The 16,414-nt window shown below is 67.9% G+C and carries 14 protein-coding genes; 5 read left to right on the top strand and 9 right to left on the bottom strand.

Annotated elements, in window-relative coordinates; translation table 11 throughout:
• Window positions 1–27: 27 nt before the first annotated feature.
• The 7 genes from CSW62_RS23295 to trmD all read right to left on the bottom strand — a co-directional run bounded on the left by CSW62_RS23295 (window position 28) and on the right by trmD (window position 7,025).
• Window positions 28–1,836: a methyl-accepting chemotaxis protein gene (locus tag CSW62_RS23295; protein ID WP_099581854.1), complete on the bottom strand. Its 1,809-nt coding sequence runs from the start codon at window positions 1,834–1,836 to the stop codon at window positions 28–30.
• A 94-nt stretch (window positions 1,837–1,930) separates the two neighbouring features.
• On the bottom strand, window positions 1,931–2,983 hold the full coding sequence (gene leuB, locus CSW62_RS23290; protein WP_099581853.1) for a 3-isopropylmalate dehydrogenase: 1,053 nt from the start codon (window positions 2,981–2,983) through the stop codon (window positions 1,931–1,933).
• An 18-nt stretch (window positions 2,984–3,001) separates the two neighbouring features.
• Entirely contained in the window at window positions 3,002–3,304 is a 303-nt protein-coding gene (locus CSW62_RS23285) for a putative quinol monooxygenase (protein WP_099581852.1), read from the bottom strand.
• 136 nt (window positions 3,305–3,440) lie between these two features.
• Window positions 3,441–4,049 carry a 3-isopropylmalate dehydratase small subunit gene (leuD, locus tag CSW62_RS23280; protein WP_099581851.1) on the bottom strand — a complete coding sequence of 203 codons (609 nt, stop codon included), beginning with the start codon at window positions 4,047–4,049 and terminating at the stop codon, window positions 3,441–3,443.
• A complete protein-coding gene (gene leuC / locus CSW62_RS23275; RefSeq protein ID WP_099581850.1) occupies window positions 4,049–5,485 on the bottom strand; it encodes a 3-isopropylmalate dehydratase large subunit in 1,437 nt (478 codons plus the stop codon). The genes leuD and leuC overlap by 1 nt, the downstream gene beginning before the upstream one ends.
• A 392-nt stretch (window positions 5,486–5,877) precedes the next feature.
• Window positions 5,878–6,285, bottom strand: coding sequence for a 50S ribosomal protein L19 (gene rplS / locus CSW62_RS23270; RefSeq protein WP_099582435.1), 408 nt, complete (start codon window positions 6,283–6,285; stop codon window positions 5,878–5,880).
• 2 nt (window positions 6,286–6,287) lie between these two features.
• Window positions 6,288–7,025, bottom strand: a complete 738-nt coding sequence (gene trmD / locus CSW62_RS23265) for a tRNA (guanosine(37)-N1)-methyltransferase TrmD (RefSeq protein ID WP_099581849.1) — start codon at window positions 7,023–7,025, stop codon at window positions 6,288–6,290.
• 142 nt (window positions 7,026–7,167) lie between these two features.
• Here trmD and CSW62_RS23260 point away from each other — a divergent pair, with 142 nt between their 5' ends.
• Entirely contained in the window at window positions 7,168–9,045 is a 1,878-nt protein-coding gene (locus CSW62_RS23260; protein WP_099581848.1) for a TadE/TadG family type IV pilus assembly protein, read from the top strand.
• 54 nt (window positions 9,046–9,099) lie between these two features.
• On the opposite strand, the gene CSW62_RS23255 is transcribed toward CSW62_RS23260, so the two are convergent.
• A complete protein-coding gene (locus CSW62_RS23255; protein ID WP_099581847.1) occupies window positions 9,100–10,035 on the bottom strand; it encodes an isopenicillin N synthase family oxygenase in 936 nt (311 codons plus the stop codon).
• A 179-nt stretch (window positions 10,036–10,214) separates the two neighbouring features.
• On the opposite strand from CSW62_RS23255, the gene CSW62_RS23250 reads away from it, so the two are divergent.
• The 4 genes from CSW62_RS23250 (at window position 10,215) to CSW62_RS23235 (ending at window position 14,490) form a co-directional block, all read left to right on the top strand.
• Window positions 10,215–10,898: an OmpA family protein gene (locus CSW62_RS23250; RefSeq protein ID WP_099581846.1), complete on the top strand. Its 684-nt coding sequence runs from the start codon at window positions 10,215–10,217 to the stop codon at window positions 10,896–10,898.
• A gap of 118 nt (window positions 10,899–11,016) precedes the next feature.
• Window positions 11,017–12,075, top strand: coding sequence for a fatty acid desaturase (locus tag CSW62_RS23245; protein WP_233206806.1), 1,059 nt, complete (start codon window positions 11,017–11,019; stop codon window positions 12,073–12,075).
• A 53-nt stretch (window positions 12,076–12,128) separates the two neighbouring features.
• Entirely contained in the window at window positions 12,129–13,130 is a 1,002-nt protein-coding gene (locus tag CSW62_RS23240; protein ID WP_099581845.1) for a sterol desaturase family protein, read from the top strand.
• A gap of 328 nt (window positions 13,131–13,458) precedes the next feature.
• Window positions 13,459–14,490: a helix-turn-helix domain-containing protein gene (locus CSW62_RS23235; protein WP_099581844.1), complete on the top strand. Its 1,032-nt coding sequence runs from the start codon at window positions 13,459–13,461 to the stop codon at window positions 14,488–14,490.
• Window positions 14,491–14,507: 17 nt separating this feature from the next.
• Here the strand turns inward: CSW62_RS23235 and CSW62_RS23230 are convergent, their stop codons facing one another.
• Complete coding sequence (locus tag CSW62_RS23230; protein ID WP_099581843.1) at window positions 14,508–16,412, bottom strand: monovalent cation:proton antiporter-2 (CPA2) family protein; 1,905 nt, start codon at window positions 16,410–16,412, stop codon at window positions 14,508–14,510.
• Window positions 16,413–16,414: the final 2 nt, after the last annotated feature.

Below are 16,414 nucleotides of genomic sequence, written 5' to 3'. Positions count from 1 at the left end.
GAGGCGAAAGGCGTTCAGGGAAAGGCGCTAGGCCGCCCGCGAACGCCGGGCGGGGGTCGCTTGGCCGTCCCCGACCTGGAACCGCCCGACCAGCACGGCCAGCTCGCCAGCCTCCCCTTTCAGCGAGTGGGTGGCGGCGGTGGCTTCCTCGACCATGGCGGCGTTCTGCTGGACGACCTGGTCCATCTGGTTCACCGCGACATTGACCTGGTGAAGGCCGGTGGACTGCTCCTGGGCCGAGGCGGCGATCTCCTTGACCAGGCTGTCGATCGAGGCGACCTGGCCGACGATGGCGCGCAGGGCTTCGCCGGTCTGGGCCACCAAGCCGACACCGGCCTCGACCTGTTGGCTGGAGGTCGAGATCAGGGTCTTGATCTCCCTGGCCGCGTCGGCCGAGCGCTGGGCGAGAGCCCGGACTTCCTGGGCGACGACGGCGAAACCCCTGCCGGACTCACCCGCGCGCGCAGCTTCGACGCCGGCGTTCAGGGCCAGCAGATTGGTCTGGAACGCGATCTCGTCGATGACGCCGATGATCTGGCCGACCTGGGCGGACGAGGTCTCGATCTGGTTCATGGCGGCGACGGCCTGCTCGACGATCTGGCCGGAGCGTTCGGCGCCGGCGCGCGTCTGGGCGACGACCTGAGAGGCCTCCACGGCGCCTGAAGCGGTGCGGCGGACCGTGGCGGTGATCTCGTCCAGGGCGGCGGCGGTCTCTTCCAGACTGGCCGCCTGCTGCTCGGTGCGGCGCGACAGGTCGTCCGAGGCCTGGGCGATCTCTTCCGAGCCGGCGCTGATCCCGCCGGTGGCGCCGTTGATGCCGCGCAGGGCGTCCTGCAGGCGGGCGGCGGCGGCGTTGAAATTGGTCTTCAGGCTCTCGGCCTTGGGCGAGAACGGGATGGTGATACGGTGGGTCAGGTCGCCGGCCGCCAGGCGGTCTAGCGCCTCGGTGAGCGCGGCGATGTTGATGGCGTCGCTGCGGGCGATCTCGGCCTTCTCGGCCTCGTTGGCGGCGCGCTCGCTTTCGGCGGCGTCGCGTTGGGCGACAGCCTCGGCCTCCACCCTCAGCTTCTCGATGGCGGCGTCCTTGAAGACCGCGACCGCGTCGGCCATTTCGCCGACCTCGTCCTTGCGTCCGATGGCGGGAATCTCGACGCCGCTGTCGCCCGAGGCGAGGCGGCGCATGATGCTGGTGATCAGATTGACGGGCGCGCCGATGGTGGCCGACAGCAGCCAGCCCATCAGGCCCGCGATGGCCAGAGAGGCCAGGCCGCCCACGATCATCGACGTCTTGGCCATGAACAGGGCGCCGGCCTGTTCCTTGGTGCGGATCGACACGCGAGCCACCGCGGCGGCGCGCATGTCTTCCTGCAGCGCGCGCAGTTTGCTCAGAGACGGAGCGCCGACGATGGCCACCGCCTGTTCCCGGCCGGCCGGGTCGTTCATGGCGGCGAGCGTGGGGGAGGCGACATCACGGCGCCAGGCGCTCATGGCGGCGCGGATCGCCTGAGCACGCTTCTTTTGGGCCGCCTGGGTGGTCTTGGCCTCGAACGCGTCCAGGGCGTCGTCGAACGTCTTGCCGACGGCCTCGTAGGTCTGCTTCTGTTTGGGGTCGCTGGTGAGCACATAGCCCCGCAGGGCGCCGTGCTGCTCTTCGGCCAGGGTCGCCATGGCCTCGGCCTGGGCCGCCAGGGTCAGCGAACGCTGGCTGGAGGTGGAGGCCTCCTGGATCTCGTTGAGGCTGAGCAGGACGACGACGGCCGAGGCCACGAAGGCCAGGATCAAGGCGCCGAAAGCGACCGTGAGCTTGGTGGAAATCTTTAGATTCTGGAAGTTCATGCCCGCCCCAAACGCCCTCGATATGGTTAAGCGTATGGGGGCCAGGCGTTAAACTTGAGTTGTCCGCGGGGGCGATTGCCCCAGCGGAACGCTTTTACAGGTGCGACAGAACGACGCTGCCCATTTCGGCGGTGGTCATGGCCCCGCCAAGGTCGCGCGTGCGGGCGCCGCCGTCCAGCGCGGCCTTGACCGCGGCCAGCAGCGCGTCGGCGGCTTCGACCTGCTTGAGCGACCAGCGCAGGGCCATTTCAAACGACAGGATGGCGGCCAGCGGATTGGCCAGGCCCTTGCCGGCGATGTCGGGGGCCGAGCCATGGATCGGCTCGTAGAGGCCCGGCTTGCTCGGGTCGCCGATGGCGGCCGAGGGCAGCATGCCCAGCGAGCCGGTCAGCATGGCCGCCGCGTCCGACAGAATGTCGCCGAACAGGTTGTCGGTGACGATGACGTCGAACTGCTTGGGCGCGCGGACCAGCTGCATGGCGCAGTTGTCGGCCAGGATGTGCTCCAGCTGGACGTCCGGATATTCGCGGGCGTGCAACTCGGTGATGACCTGCTTCCACAGCAGGCCCGACTCCATGACGTTCGACTTCTCGGCGGAGTGGACCTTGTTGGTCCGGCCCCGGGCCAGCTCGAAGGCCACGCGGCCGACGCGCTCGATCTCGCTGGTGGTGTAGACGGCGGTGTCGAAGCCCTTCTTCTGGCCGTCGGCCAGGGTCTCGATGCCGCGCGGCTCGCCGAAATAGACGCCGCCGACCAGTTCCCGCACGAACATGATGTCCAGGCCCGAGACCAGTTCGGTCTTCAGGCTGGAGGCGCCGGCCAGGGCCTCGAAGCAGTAGGCCGGGCGCAGGTTGGCGTAGACGTCCATGGCCTTGCGCAGGTTCAGCAGGCCGGCTTCCGGGCGCAGGTGGCGCGGGACGCTGGCCCATTGCGGACCGCCGACGGCGCCCATCAGCACCGCGTCGCTGGCGATGGCCTGGTCGCGGACCTCGTCCAGCAGCGGCGTACCGTGAGCGTCATAGCTGGACCCTCCATAGGGGGCTTCCGAGACCTCGAGATCCGGGGTGAGGGCGGCCGCCACGCGGCGCACCTCCGCGCAGACTTCCGGGCCGATGCCGTCGCCGGGCAGGAGGAGCAGGGTGGACATGTAAGGCTCTCTCTTGGATCAGATTTCGCGGTAGGCGGAGACGTCGAACGACGACATGCGGCGCTCGCCGACGCCGAGTTCCGGCCAGCAGGCGCGCCAGGCGGCCATGTGCGAGCTGGCGCGGTGGAAGGCCAGGGCCTCTTCGTCGACGAAATGCTCGTAGACCCGGATCAGGCCGGGGTCGAGCGGGTCTTCGGTCAGGGCGTAGTCCAGGCATCCCGGCTCCGCCCGGCTCTTCTCGACCTGGGCGCGGAGGTGCGGGCGCAGGTCGGCCAGGCGGTCGGGCGCGAGGCGGATCGTGCCGGCGAGGATGATGGTCATCTCAACGTTCTCCCCCTTCCCCCTTCGAGGGGGGAAGGGTCGGGGATGGGGGTGGCAGCGGTTCAGGGTCTTGGCGCGGTCGAACCGCCGCATCACCCCACCCCTACCCCTCCCCATCAAGGGGAGGGGAGGCGGTTCACGCCTCCAGCCAGGGCTGGCTGATCGCGCGCTTGCTCTCATAGACGTCGATGTCGCCGCCGTGCATCAGGGTCTCGCCGATGGCGTCGAGGCCTTTAAGCATCTTCTCTTTCCGCACGGGATCGATGTCGAAGCCGATCGCCTTGCCCGACGGCGAGACCACGGTCTGGGTCTCGAGGTCGACGCTGACCATGTGGTTGCCGCCCTTGGCCTCGTCCATCAGGAGGGCCAGGTCTTCGGCGCTGACCACCACCGGCAGCAGGCCGTTGTTGAAGCAGTTGTTGTTGAAGATGTCGGCGAAGCTGGTCGAGATCACGCACATGATCCCGAAGTCCATCAGGGCCCAAGGCGCGTGCTCGCGCGAGCTGCCGCAGCCGAAATTGTCGCCGGCGATCAGCACCGAGGCGTTCTTGTACTCCGGCTTGTTGAGCACGAAGTCCTTGATCTCGTTGCCCTCGCCGTCGACGCGGAAGTCGTAGAACAGGCCCTTGGCCAAGCCCTCGCGTTCCACGGTCTTGAGGAACTGCTTGGGGATGATCTGGTCGGTGTCGATATTGGCCAGCTCCAGCGGAGCCGCGCGGCCGTCGAGGCGTGTGAAGGCGCGCATCAGGCGGTCTCCTCCAGGAAGGTGCGGACATCGACCAGATGGCCGGCGATCGCCGCCGCCGCCGCCATGGCGGGGGAGACGAGGTGGGTGCGGCCGGCGCGGCCCTGGCGGCCTTCGAAGTTGCGGTTGCTGGTCGAGGCGCAGCGTTCCTGCGGGGCCAGCTTGTCGGGGTTCATGGCCAGGCACATCGAGCAGCCGGGCTCGCGCCAGTCGAAGCCGGCGGCCTTGAAGATGGCGTCCAGGCCCTCTTCCTCGGCCTGCTCCTTCACCAGGCCGGAGCCGGGCACGACCATCGCCTTGACGTGCGGCGCCACCAGGCGGCCGTGCAGGAAGGCTTCCTGCACCACGGCGGCGGCGGCGCGCATGTCCTCGATACGGCTGTTGGTGCACGAGCCGATGAAGACGCGGTCGATGCGGGCTTCCGAGATCGGCTGGCCGGCGGTCAGGCCCATATAGTCCAGGGCCCGGTGAGCGGCCGCGCGCTTGTCGGGCGTGGCGAAGCTTTCCGGATCCGGCACATTGCCGGTGACCGGCACGACGTCCTCGGGCGAGGTGCCCCAGGTGACCATCGGAACCAGGGCCGAGCCGTCGATGACCACGGTGCGGTCGAAGACGGCGGCCTCGTCGGTAAAGAAGGTCTTCCAGTGGCTGACCGCCATGTCCCAGGCCGCGCCCTTGGGGGCAGCGGGCTTGCCCTGGATATAGGCGAAGGTCTTCTCGTCGGGCGCGATCAGGCCGGCCTTGGCGCCGCCCTCGATGGTCAGGTTGCAGAGGGTCATGCGGCCCTCCATCGACAGCTCGCGCACGGCCTGGCCGGCGAACTCGATGACGTAGCCGGTGCCGCCGGCCGTGCCGATCTCGCCGATCACGGCCAGGGCGATGTCCTTGCCGGTCACGCCGGGGCCGAGGCTCCCGTCGACGCGGACCAGCATGTTCTTGGCCTTCTTCTGGCGCAGGGTCTGGGTGGCCAGGACGTGCTCGACCTCGGACGTGCCGATGCCGTGGGCCAGCGCCCCGAAGGCGCCGTGGGTCGAGGTGTGGCTGTCGCCGCAGACGATCGTCATGCCCGGCTGGGTGCGGCCCTGCTCGGGACCGACCACGTGGACGATGCCGTTGCGGATGTCGCCCATCGGGAAGAACTGGATGCCGTTGTCGGCGACGTTGCGGGCCAGCGTCTTGAGCTGCAGGCGCGCTTCCTCGTCGGCCACCGCGTCGACGCCCAGGGCCTGACCTTCGGTTGGGATGTTGTGGTCGGCTACGGCCAGCGTGCGATCGGGCCGGCGCACCTTGCGGCCGGCCGCGCGAAGCCCTGCGAAGGCCTGCGGGGTAGTGACCTCATGGATGAGGTGCAGGTCGATATAGAGGATGGCCTCGCCGTCGGTTTCGCTGACGACGTGGGCGTCCCAGATCTTGTCGTAGAGGGTTTTGGCGGACATGGCGGGGATATAGGGCGGATCGTGCGCCGAAATCCAGTGGGGGGCGGTCCCCGCGACAATTTCTTGCGTTCTGTGGCGGGCTCGCCGCGAAAGACATAGGGCGCGCCAGTGGTTTCGGCGCGCCCTAGCATCATTCTTTGCTTCCGGGGGCCGATGGCTCCGCCCGGAAAGGGCCGTCCACTAGAAAGGAGACGGTCTGGAAGCCCGGCCGAAGCCGGGGGTGGGTTAACCATCTCACGGAACGGCGGTTTGTCAAGTAACGTGCGATCGCACTAAAGCTTGGCTGCAGTGGACGCGCCGGTGTCGACGCCCCCGCCGCCAAAGAAAAAGGCCCCGGCGTTTCCGCCAGGGCCTCCTTCACGTCCGAAAGCCATACGCTTTCCGCGCGAGACTTAGTCTTCCGACGAAGCCGCAGCGGCCGAGGCCTTGGTGTTGCTGTTCGAACGCTCGGCGATACGGGCCGACTTACCGCGACGGTCGCGCAGGTAGTACAGCTTGGCGCGACGGACGACGCCGCGACGCTTCACTTCGATGCTGTCGATGCTCGGCGAGAGCAGCGGGAACAGACGTTCCACGCCTTCGCCGAACGAGATCTTGCGGACCGTGAAGCTCTCATGGACGCCCGAGCCGGCGCGGGCGATGCAGACACCTTCGTAGGCCTGAACGCGCTCGCGCTCGCCTTCCTTGATCTTCACGTTGACGCGCAGGGTGTCGCCGGGACGGAATTCCGGGATCGCGCGGACGGCCAGCAGGCGAGCGGACTCTTCCTGCTCGAGTTGCTTGATGATGTTGATCGCCATGATCATTTCTCCTTGGGCTTACCCGTTTTCGGGCCGCCTTTTGCCTGTTGATTGGCGAGATGCGCTTCCCAGAGATCTGGACGCCGCTCGCGGGTCGTTTCTTCACGCATACTCTTGCGCCATTGGTCGATCCGCTTGTGATCGCCCGACAGCAGCACCTCGGGGATATCCAATCCTTCGAACGTCCGCGGTCGCGTGTACTGCGGATGCTCGAGGAGGCCGTCCTCGAAGCTTTCTTCCAGCGTGCTCTCGATATTCCCCAGAACACCCGGGGCAAGTCGAACGCACGCCTCGATCACGACCATCGCCGCCGTTTCTCCTCCTGCGAGGACGGCGTCTCCGACCGAGATCTCCTCGAACCCCCGGGCGTCGAGCACCCGCTGGTCCACCCCCTCGAAGCGGCCGCACAGCACCACGATACCGGGCGCCTTGGACCACTCTCTTACGCGCGCCTGGGTCAGGGGCCTGCCCCGGGCGCTCATGTACAAAAGCGGCCGACCATTCAGCTCCACGCTGTCGAGCGCAGAGGCGATGACGTCCGCTTTGAGCACGGCTCCCGCGCCGCCACCCGCAGGGGTGTCGTCGAGGAAGCCGCGTTTATCCTTGGAAAAGGCCCGAATGTCCAGCGTTTCCAGACGCCACAGGTCCTGTTCGGTCCAGGCGGTCCCGATCATCGAAACGCCGAGCGGGCCTGGAAAGGCTTCGGGGAACATGGTCAGGACGGTGGCGGTGAACGGCATCCGGGCTCTTTAGCCGCAGGCGCGCCCGGAGTCGAAGGGGAGAGTCGAAGGGGGTCTTGATCGCCGTTCACCAGCGGCGTTTTCGGCTTGTTCACCCTCATCGGCGAAGGTCACGCCGAAAAACCACGCCTGGGATCAGACCATGCCGACGCAGAGCCGCTTCCTCCGACGCCTGACCGAGGGCTTCGCCGCCTTCGCTCGCCGTCTGCGGCGCGACGAACGCGGCGCCATCGCCGTGCAGTTCGCCCTGCTGGCGCTGCCGTTGGCGGTGCTGGTGTTCGGCCTGGTGGACGTCAGCCGCATCAGCCTGCAGCGCCGGCAGATGCAGGACGCCCTGGACGCCGCCACCCTGATCGCCGCGCGCTCGACCGCCGTCACCGACGCCGGCCTGGAAGCCGTCGGCGATCCTGCCTTCCTGGCCGAGGTAGCGGGGATGAACCTTGGACTCACCGCCTCCAGCGCCACGTTCAAGATGGGCGCGGACAACCACGTCATCGGAACGGCCACGGCGACGCTGCAGCCGGTCATCGCCAATCTCTGGAACAGCGGCAACATCACGGTCACCGCCGTGTCGGACGTGGTGCGCTCGTCCAAGGACCTGGAAGTCTCGCTGGTGCTCGACATCACCGGTTCGATGAGCGGCACGCGCATCGCCGACCTGAAGACCGCCGCTTCCGACCTGGTCGACATCATCGTCAAGGACGCCCAGACCCCGTTCTATTCGAAGGTGGCTCTGGTGCCGTACGCCGCCGGCGTCAATGTCGGGAGTTATGCCGACGCGGCGCGCGGGCCTGTGCCCGTGCGCTCGATCTCCGGCGCCGGGTGGCTGGCCTCGGCCCAGACGATCACGGGGATCACCAAGGCCAACCCGGCGGTCGTCACGGTCAGCAATCACGGCTACGCGACCGGCGACAAGGTCTATATCTCCGGCATCACCGGGAATGACGCCTCGCTGAATGGCGCGACCTACACGATCACCAAGGTCAACTCGAACAGCTTCTCGCTCAACGGTGTCACCACGACCAAGAACTACAACAGCGGCGGCGGCGTGGCGCGGAAGTGCCTGACCAGTTCCTGCACGATCGTCGTCACCACCTCTACGGCCCACGGCTTCATCACCGACGACCAGATCAGCTTCGCCAATATGGGGGGGCTGACCTCGCTGAACGGCACGACCCAGACGATCACCAACCTGACCGCCACGACCTTCGACACCCGCGTGGTTGGCGATTCAAACACCGGCGCCTACACCAGCGGTGGCGCGGCGACCTGCCAGCAGAGCACCGTGCCGGGCTGCTACCGACTGGCCTACACCAGCGCCTCGAACACCGCCGAGGTGCGCGACATCACCAACTGCGTCAGCGAGCGGATCGGGACCAACGCCTATACCGACGCCGCGCCCAGCACGTCGTATGTCGGGACCAATTATCCTTCCGACTCGGGAGACACGAACTCGGCAAACCCGTGCCCGACCCCGACGATCATGCCTCTTTCGAGTGACAAGACAGCGCTCAAGGCCCAGATCGGCACCCTCGCGGCGGGTGGCTCCACGGCCGGCCAGATCGGCCTGGCCTGGGGCTGGTACATGATCGCGCCGAACTTCAGTTATTTGTGGCCCAACGCGTCGCAGAAGCCGGCGGCCTATAAGACCAAGGACCTGATGAAGGTCGTCATCATGATGACCGACGGCGCGTTCAACACGCCGTACTGCAACGGCGTTATCGCCAGTGACGCTGGCGGCGGCAGCGGCAACTCCAGCGACCACATCAACTGCAACGCCACCAACGGCGACCCCTTCACCCAGGCCAGAGCGCTGTGCACGGCGATCAAGAACAGCGCCAATGACATCACGCTCTATACGGTGGGCTTCGACGTCGGCTCCGACGCCACGGCCAAGAGCTTCCTGACGTCCTGCGCCAGCGACACCTCCAAGGCGTTCTTCCCGGCGACCGGCTCGGAGCTGAAATCCTCGTTCAAGGCTATCGCCCAGGAGATCTCCGACCTGCGGATCGCGAAATAGAAAAAGGGCGGCGGCTCGCGCCGTCGCCCTTCTCGTCTTCGATTCGAAAAGCCCTCAGGCCAGCTTGATCTCGCGCAGGCGCTGCTGGAGGAACTCGTCCGCCGTGATCGACTCCGGATAGCGATCCGGATTGTCGGGCGTGATGCAGTTTGGCAGGGTCTTGATCTCGTAGTCCGACGCGAAGTGCAGGAAGAACGGCGTCGAGTAGCGCGGGATGTGGCGGCGCTCGGGCGGCGGGTTTTGCACGCGGTGAATGGTCGAGGGCAGGACGTGGTTGGTCAGCCGCTCCAGCATGTCGCCGATATTGATGACGATGCAGCCCGGGGGCGGGTTGATCGGCAGCCAGTCGCCGTTGCGGTCCAGCAGCTCCAGCCCGCCTTCCTCGGCGCCCATCAGCAGGGTGATGGTGTTGATGTCGCCGTGGGCCCCGGCGCGCACGCCGGTGGCGTCCTGCGGGATCGGCGGATAGTGCAGCAGGCGCAGCACGCTGTTGCCGTTCTCGACGGTCGGCTTGAAGAAGTCGCGGTCCAGCTTCAGGTAGGTGGCGATGGCCTCCAGCACCTTGCCGCCCATGGTGTCCAAGGCGTTGTAGAACCAGCTGACGTCATGCTTGAAGGCCGGGATCTCGGCCGGCCAGACATTGTCGGCCATGGTGGCGCGGAAGCGGTGGCCGGGCGGCAGGTCGCGGCCCATGTGCCAGAATTCCTTCAGGTCGTGGTGCGTCGCGCCCTTGGCGGTCTCGACCCCGAACGGGATGTAGCCGCGCGCGCCGCCCTTGATCCCGGCATATTGCTTCTTGGTCTCTTCGGGCAGGGCGAAGAAGGCCTTGGTGTCCGAAATGGCCGCGTCGATGCGGTCCTGCGGAATGTCGTATTCCGACAGCACGGCGAAGCCGTAACGCTCGAACGATGCGCCCAGCTCCTGGGCGAAGCGCTGGAAATCCTTGCTGTAGAGGGAGAACGAGATCGGTTCGATGGCGGAGGTAGACACTTCTTCGAGCCCTGAGACAGCGGAATGGGAGATGAGTAAGTTCCTTCTTACTACACCGAGCCAGGGGTGAAACGAAGACCGTTCATCCTGGCGTCAGGTGCGATGTTGGAACTTGACCATAAGAAGGGCGTTTGCCCGTCTGACGTTGATCTACAACAAAGCCGTAAGGGTTGCGACACATGCCATATCTCGGGCGCAAGACCGCCTTGGTCGCCGTACTGATGGGCGCCACCGCCCTGGTCGCCTGCACCACCACCGACCCCTATACGGGCATGCCGGTCCGCAACAACACCGGCACGGGCGTGCTCGCCGGGGCCGCGGGCGGCGCGCTGCTGGGCTACCTGACCAACACCAACAAGGGTGAGCAGGGCCGCAAGAACGCGCTGATCGGCGCGGGGATCGGCGCCCTGGCCGGTGGCGCGGTCGGCAACTACATGGACCGCCAGCAGGCCGATCTGCGTCGCGGGCTAGAGTCCTCGGGCGTGCTGATCCGCCGCAACGGCGATCAGATCGTGCTGGTGATGCCCAGCGACGTGACCTTCGCCGTCGACAAGTCGGACGTGCAGCCGCAGTTCACCCGCGTGCTCGACGACGTGGCCCGTACGCTGAACGCCTATCCGCAGACCACGATCGACGTGGTGGGCCACGCCGACAGCAGCGGCGGCGCCGACTACAACCAGGGTCTTTCCGAGCGCCGCGCCAGCGCGGTGGCCGACTACCTGACCCGCCAGGGCCGGGTGTTGTCGGACCGCGTCTTCGTGGCCGGCATGGGCTCGCGCCAGCCGATCGCCGACAACGCCACCGCCGCCGGCCGCGCCCAGAACCGCCGGGTGGAGATCATCCTGCGGCCTCTCACCCAGTGACGCTTAAGGGCGCGGAATTGTCGCGCCTTTGATCCAAACGGTTGCTTTTCCCTCGCGTCGTCGCCAATTCGCATGCCTCTTACGGGTTTGTGGACGGCGCGAGGTCTAAGTGAACAAGTTGACGAGCCAGGGCGTCAGTCTGACCAAGCAGGCCTATGCGCTGGCCGACGACCTGATGACGCCGAACGCGGCGATCTACTGGGTCGACATGATTGTCTCGGTCGTCCTGATGTGGGGGGGGCTCTACGTCGCCGCGACGACGGCCAACCTGGCTATCGGCCTGGGCGCCGGCGTTGTCAGCGTGCTGGCCCTCTATCGCGCCCTGAGCTTTATTCACGAGCTGACCCACATCCGCGACGACGAGGCCCCGGGCTTCCGCATCGGTTGGAACATCCTGGTCGGCGTGCCGCTGATGACCCCCTCGCTGATGTACGAGGGCGTGCACAACATCCACCACATCAAGGACCGCTTCGGCACGGCGCTGGATCCGGAATACCTGCCGCTGTCGCGCTTCACGCCGCTGGGTCTGGCCGGGTTCCTGTTCGTCGCGCTGCTGGCGCCGCTGGGCGTGATCCTGCGCTCGGTGGTGCTGATCCCGCTGTCGTTCGTGGTCCCGCCGCTGCGCCGCTACCTGAAGACCAAGCTGTCGGCCCTGATCATCAATCCCGACTTCGTGCGCGAGGACCTTAACCGCTGGCGCACCGCCTGGGTGTTGCAGGACATCGGTTGCTGGCTGTGGTCGTGGGCGGTGATCGCCGCCACGGTCGCCGGCGTGCTGCCGCTGCGCGCCCTGCTGACCGGTCTGCTGATCTTCTCGCTGGCCACCTTCCTCAACCAGGCCCGCACCCTGGTCGCCCACCACTGGGACAACGAGGGCGACAAGATGACCCTGGACGAGCAGTTCCTCGACTCGGTCAATGTGCCGCCGCCGAACCTGGCCTCGGCGCTGTGGGCCCCGGTCGGCCTGCGTTACCACGCCCTGCACCACCTGCTGCCGCGCCTGCCGTACCATAACCTGGGCAAGGCCCACGCGCGCCTGGCCGAGGCTTTGGGGGCGGACTCACACTATCATCAGGCCTCTCAACCGGGTCTGTTCGAGGCCCTGGCCAACCTGTTCCGCCGCGTGGGCCAGAAGAACGCCGCCAAGAAGACCGTGGGCGGCCAGCCGGCGCATTAAGCGGCGGTTGAGGCCTTTTTGCTAGGAAGGGTCCCTGTTTCACGGGGGCCGCAATGCCGGCTGATCTGGCGTCTCTAATCGACCTGCCCGGCGCCGGCCATCGCCTGATCGCGCCGGTGCTCAAGCTGCTGCTGCCGCTGGGCTCGGCCTTCTCGCTGGTGTCGCTGAGCAGCGCCTTGCTGATCGCCGCCGCCCATATCGTACTGACCCGCCGGGCGCGGGGTCGCAAGACCTCGCCGCGCCTGCTGCTGCGGGCGATGTTTCCCCGCAAGGTCTGGCTGACAGCCTCAAACCGCGCCGACCTCGTCTTCTTCGTGTTCAATGTCTGGTGCGTGGGCCTGCTGATCGGCGCGGCCATGCTGTCGGGCGGGGCGGTCGCCAAGGCGGTCGGCGGCTGGCTGGTCCAGAACGCGGGACCGGCGCTATTTCCCCACGCGCCCTGGCCGCCGGTCGCGGTCATCGGGACCGTCCTGGGCTTCCTGGCCTATGAACTGGGCTACTGGCTCGACCACTGGCTGAGCCATAAGGTCCCGTTCCTGTGGGCGTTCCACAAGAGCCACCACACGGCCGAGGCCCTGACGCCGATGACGGCCTTCAGGGTCCATCCGATGGAGACCCTGAAGTTCGCCAACATCCTGGCCCTGGCCACCGGCGGCGTCGGCGGCCTGCTGGCCTGGGCCTTTGGGCCGGCCTGGCATGCGCCGAGGCTGTTCGACGAGAACGCGATCTTCGTGGTCTTCGCCCTGACGATCATCCACCTGCAACACTCGCACGTCTGGATCACCTTCGGGCCGCTGGGTCGCTGGGTGATGAGCCCGGCCCACCACCAGATCCACCACTCGGCCGACCCCGCCCACTTCGGCAAGAACCTGGGCAGCTGCCTGGCGATCTGGGACCGGATGTTCGGCACGCTCTACGTGCCGGGCCAGCGGCCCCGGAACCTTGCCTTCGGCGCGGTCGCCGTCGATCCGCACAGCCTGACCGGCGGCTTCGCGACGCCATTCGTCGAGGCGTTCCGTCCGCCCGCCAGCCCCACGCTGCAGGCGGCCGAATAAAGGAAGCGACGCGGGATCGGCGGGATCACGCGTCGCTTGGAGGTCGGGTTGTCTTCACGCGGTGGTCCGACCGACCCGAAGTCCCCACCATGGGGTCGATCGGACCTGACCGCTCAGCACGAGCGCGCCGCCAAGGGAATGGATACGTCGCCTTCGTGCCAGGCAGACCCGTAGAGTCCGGTCATGGACGGAGCAACGGCGGCTGCCGCCTTTGAGACGGCGGGTCATGATTTTGAGACTCCGCGCCGCGGTTGACGCAGGACATTGACGGCTGACCCCATTCGGGCTCTGGCTCGAGGCTCGCGTATCGTCGGTTCGAGTTGCTTGAATGCCGTCTTCGCTACCCCAGTTCCAGGCCGGCACCCGGATCACCCCGGGCCGCGAAGGCGCCGAGGCCTATGCCCAGGCCATCGCCCCGGTGTTCGACATCCGCCTGCGCGACGTGGCCGGGCCGGGACCAGACCTGGGCATCAACAGCTTCAACATCGGTTCGATGCTGCTGGGGCAGGCCCACATGAGCGGGGGCGTGTTCGGCTACGGCCGCGACGCGCGGAAGATCGCCGCCACCGGGCTGGAGCTCGTCCTGGTGCAGATCATCGTCGATGGCGAAGACCGCCGGCGCGCGGGCCAGGGCGAGGTCGCCACCCGGCCGGGCGACGTCTGCCTGCTGGACTTGACCCGCACCTTCCAGTCGGAGGCGGCGCACTGCACCAACATCAATCTGGCCGTCCCGCGCGACGCCTTCGACGCCCGCGACATCGACCTGGACCCGCTTCACGGCCTGGTTCTGCGCCGCGAGACCGCAGGGGCCGCGCTGTTGAGGGCCCATGCCGAAAGCCTGATGCGGGTGGCGCCCGACCTGCGGCCGGAGGAGGCCTATGGCGTCGGCCGGGCGACCACCGACCTGCTGGCGGGCCTGACCCTGGGCCACCGCGCCGAGGAGACGCGGCGGGCGGCGGCCGACACCCAGCGCGCCCGGATGCGGCGGTTCATCGACGCCAACCTGCATGACCCGGCCCTGGACGCGGAGCTACTGTGCCGCCGTTTCGGCGTGTCTCGCGCCTCGCTCTATCGGCTGTTCGCGCCGCTGGGCGGGGTCAGCGAGCACATCCGCAACCGGCGCCTGCGTCGGGTGTTCGAGTCCCTGTCGGACCCCGCCCAGCCTCTGGCCATGACCCAGGTGGCCGAGCGTTACGGCTTCACCGTCTGGTCCAGCTTCAGCCGGGCGTTCAAGGCGCGGTTCGGCATGACGCCAGGCGAGGCCCGCGGCCAAGGCGCCGCCGCTGCGGCCAAGGTCAGCGTGCAGCAGGCGGCGACCGGCGGATTGCCGGACTGGCTGAAGGCCCTGGACGCGGCTTGATCCGGGCGGGACAGGCTCTACCCCGCCCCCTCCTGCTCGGCCCGCTCGCGCAGTTCCTCGTCCAGGCTGGCCGTGTCCCAGGCCCCGCCGGCGTCGCCGGGGCGCATGCGGTGCAGGTCGGCGTCCAGCAGGCGGTCCATGGTCTTGGCCGCGTCGCGCGAGGCCAGGATATAGGCCTCCTCCTGGCCCCACATCGGGCGCAGCTCCTCGAACACCCGGCGATCGTGGCGACGGAAGAAGGCGGCCGCCCGGTGCGCCCGGTGCGCGCGGAAGCCCAGCTTCTGCAAGGCGGTGGCGCCGAGGGCCAGGGCCGACTCGAAGGTCTCGCGCTCGACCGCGTCGGCGCCGTTGGCCAGCAGGTCGTAGGCGTGACGGCGGTCCCAGGCGCGAGCCAGGATGACGAGGTTCGGGAAGGCCTTGCGGGCCGTCTCGACCAGTTCGACGGTCTTTTCGCGGTCGTCCACGGCGACGATCAGCATCCTGGCCCGCTCGGCGCCGGCGGCGCGCAGCAGATCCAGGCGCGTGGCGTCTCCATAGTGCACCCGTCGGCCGAAGCGCTGCAGTAGTTCGATCTGCTCGATGTCGCTGTCCAGCACCGTCGACTTGAAGCCGTTGGCCTGCAGCAGGCGGCCGGTGATCTGACCGAAGCGGCCGAAGCCGGCGATGATGATGTCAGGCTCGCCCTCGTCGAAGTCGCCGGTGTCGGGGACGACATCGGGAATGGCCGCGTCCATCAGGGCCGCAACCCGCTCGTAGAGGATCATCGCCACCGGCGTCAGGGCCATGGAGACCGCGACGGCGGCGGTCAGCAGGGCGGCCAACTGCACGCCGATCACCCCCGCGCCGACCGTGAAGCTGAGCAGCACGAAGGCGAACTCGCCGCCCTGGGCCAGGGCCGTGGCCACCGCCATCGCCCCGCGCTTGGGCGCGCCGAACAGGCGGGCGATGCCGTACATGACGATGAACTTCAGCACCATCAGGCCGACGACGATCCCCAGCAATTGCAGGGGCCGGCTGGCCACCAGCGGCAGGTTCACGCCGGCGCCCACGGTGATGAAGAACAGGCCCAGCAGCAGGCCCCGGAACGGCTCGATATCGCTTTCCAGCTCGCGCCGGAACTCGCTTTCGGCCAGCACCACCCCGGCCAGGAAGGCCCCGAGGGCGGGCGACAGGCCGACGATCTGCATCACGCTGGCGACCGCGACCACGATCAGCAGGGCGGCGGCGACGAAGATCTCGCGCAGGCGGGCCTTGGCGATGAAGCGGAACAACGGCTGGACCAGATAGCGGCCGCCGCCGATCACCCCGCCCACGGCGGCGAACACCGACAGGGTCTGGGCCCAGATCGGCAGGTGGGCCACGAGACTCCCGCCGCCATGGCCGCCGCCGTCGGTCGCATGGCCGGCCGCGCCCGTGGCCAGCAGGGGCAACAGGGCGAACATCGGGATGACCGCCAGATCCTGCAGCAGCAGCACCCCGAAGGCGGCGCGGCCGACCGGGCCTTGCCTGAGCCCTTTCTCGTCCAGGGTCTGGAGCACGATCGCGGTCGAAGACATGGCTAGAACGAGACCCACGGCCAGGGCCGTCTGCCAGGGCAGGCCCAGCGCCAGCGAAGCGGCGGCGATGGCCAAGGCCGTGCCGAGCACCTGGGCGCCGCCGAGGCCGAAGATCGCCTTGCGCATGTCCCACAGCATCGAGGGCTGCACCTCGAGACCGATCAGGAACAGCAGGATGACGACGCCGAACTCGGCGAACTTCATGACGTCGGCCTGCTCGCCGACCAAGCCCAGGGCGAACGGGCCGATGACGACGCCGGCGATCAGATAGCCCAGCACCGAGCCGAGCCCCAGCCGCTTGGCGATCGGCACCGAGACGACGGCCGCGCCCAGATAGACCAGGGTCTGGGTGAGGAAGTTCTCCATGC

It is taken from the genome of Caulobacter sp. FWC2 (genome assembly GCF_002742625.1).
Taxonomy (GTDB): domain Bacteria; phylum Pseudomonadota; class Alphaproteobacteria; order Caulobacterales; family Caulobacteraceae; genus Caulobacter.
Note: the sequence above shows the minus strand (reverse complement) of the source record. Positions and strands in the feature narration are given on the sequence as shown.

Excerpts from the sequence above, each read along its gene's own strand:
- CSW62_RS23295 (WP_099581854.1), bottom strand. The coding sequence starts at position 1,836 with ATGAACTTCCAGAATCTAAAGATTTCCACCAAGCTCACGGTCGCTTTC.
- trmD (WP_099581849.1), bottom strand. The coding sequence starts at position 7,025 with ATGCCGTTCACCGCCACCGTCCTGACCATGTTCCCCGAAGCCTTTCCA.
- leuD (WP_099581851.1), bottom strand. The coding sequence starts at position 4,049 with ATGCGCGCCTTCACACGCCTCGACGGCCGCGCGGCTCCGCTGGAGCTG.
- rplS (WP_099582435.1), bottom strand. The coding sequence starts at position 6,285 with ATGGCGATCAACATCATCAAGCAACTCGAGCAGGAAGAGTCCGCTCGC.
- CSW62_RS23235 (WP_099581844.1), top strand. The coding sequence starts at position 13,459 with ATGCCGTCTTCGCTACCCCAGTTCCAGGCCGGCACCCGGATCACCCCG.
- leuC (WP_099581850.1), bottom strand. The coding sequence starts at position 5,485 with ATGTCCGCCAAAACCCTCTACGACAAGATCTGGGACGCCCACGTCGTC.
- CSW62_RS23240 (WP_099581845.1), top strand. The coding sequence starts at position 12,129 with ATGCCGGCTGATCTGGCGTCTCTAATCGACCTGCCCGGCGCCGGCCAT.
- CSW62_RS23250 (WP_099581846.1), top strand. The coding sequence starts at position 10,215 with ATGCCATATCTCGGGCGCAAGACCGCCTTGGTCGCCGTACTGATGGGC.
- CSW62_RS23260 (WP_099581848.1), top strand. The coding sequence starts at position 7,168 with ATGCCGACGCAGAGCCGCTTCCTCCGACGCCTGACCGAGGGCTTCGCC.
- leuB (WP_099581853.1), bottom strand. The coding sequence starts at position 2,983 with ATGTCCACCCTGCTCCTCCTGCCCGGCGACGGCATCGGCCCGGAAGTC.
- CSW62_RS23230 (WP_099581843.1), bottom strand. The coding sequence starts at position 16,412 with ATGGAGAACTTCCTCACCCAGACCCTGGTCTATCTGGGCGCGGCCGTC.
- CSW62_RS23285 (WP_099581852.1), bottom strand. The coding sequence starts at position 3,304 with ATGACCATCATCCTCGCCGGCACGATCCGCCTCGCGCCCGACCGCCTG.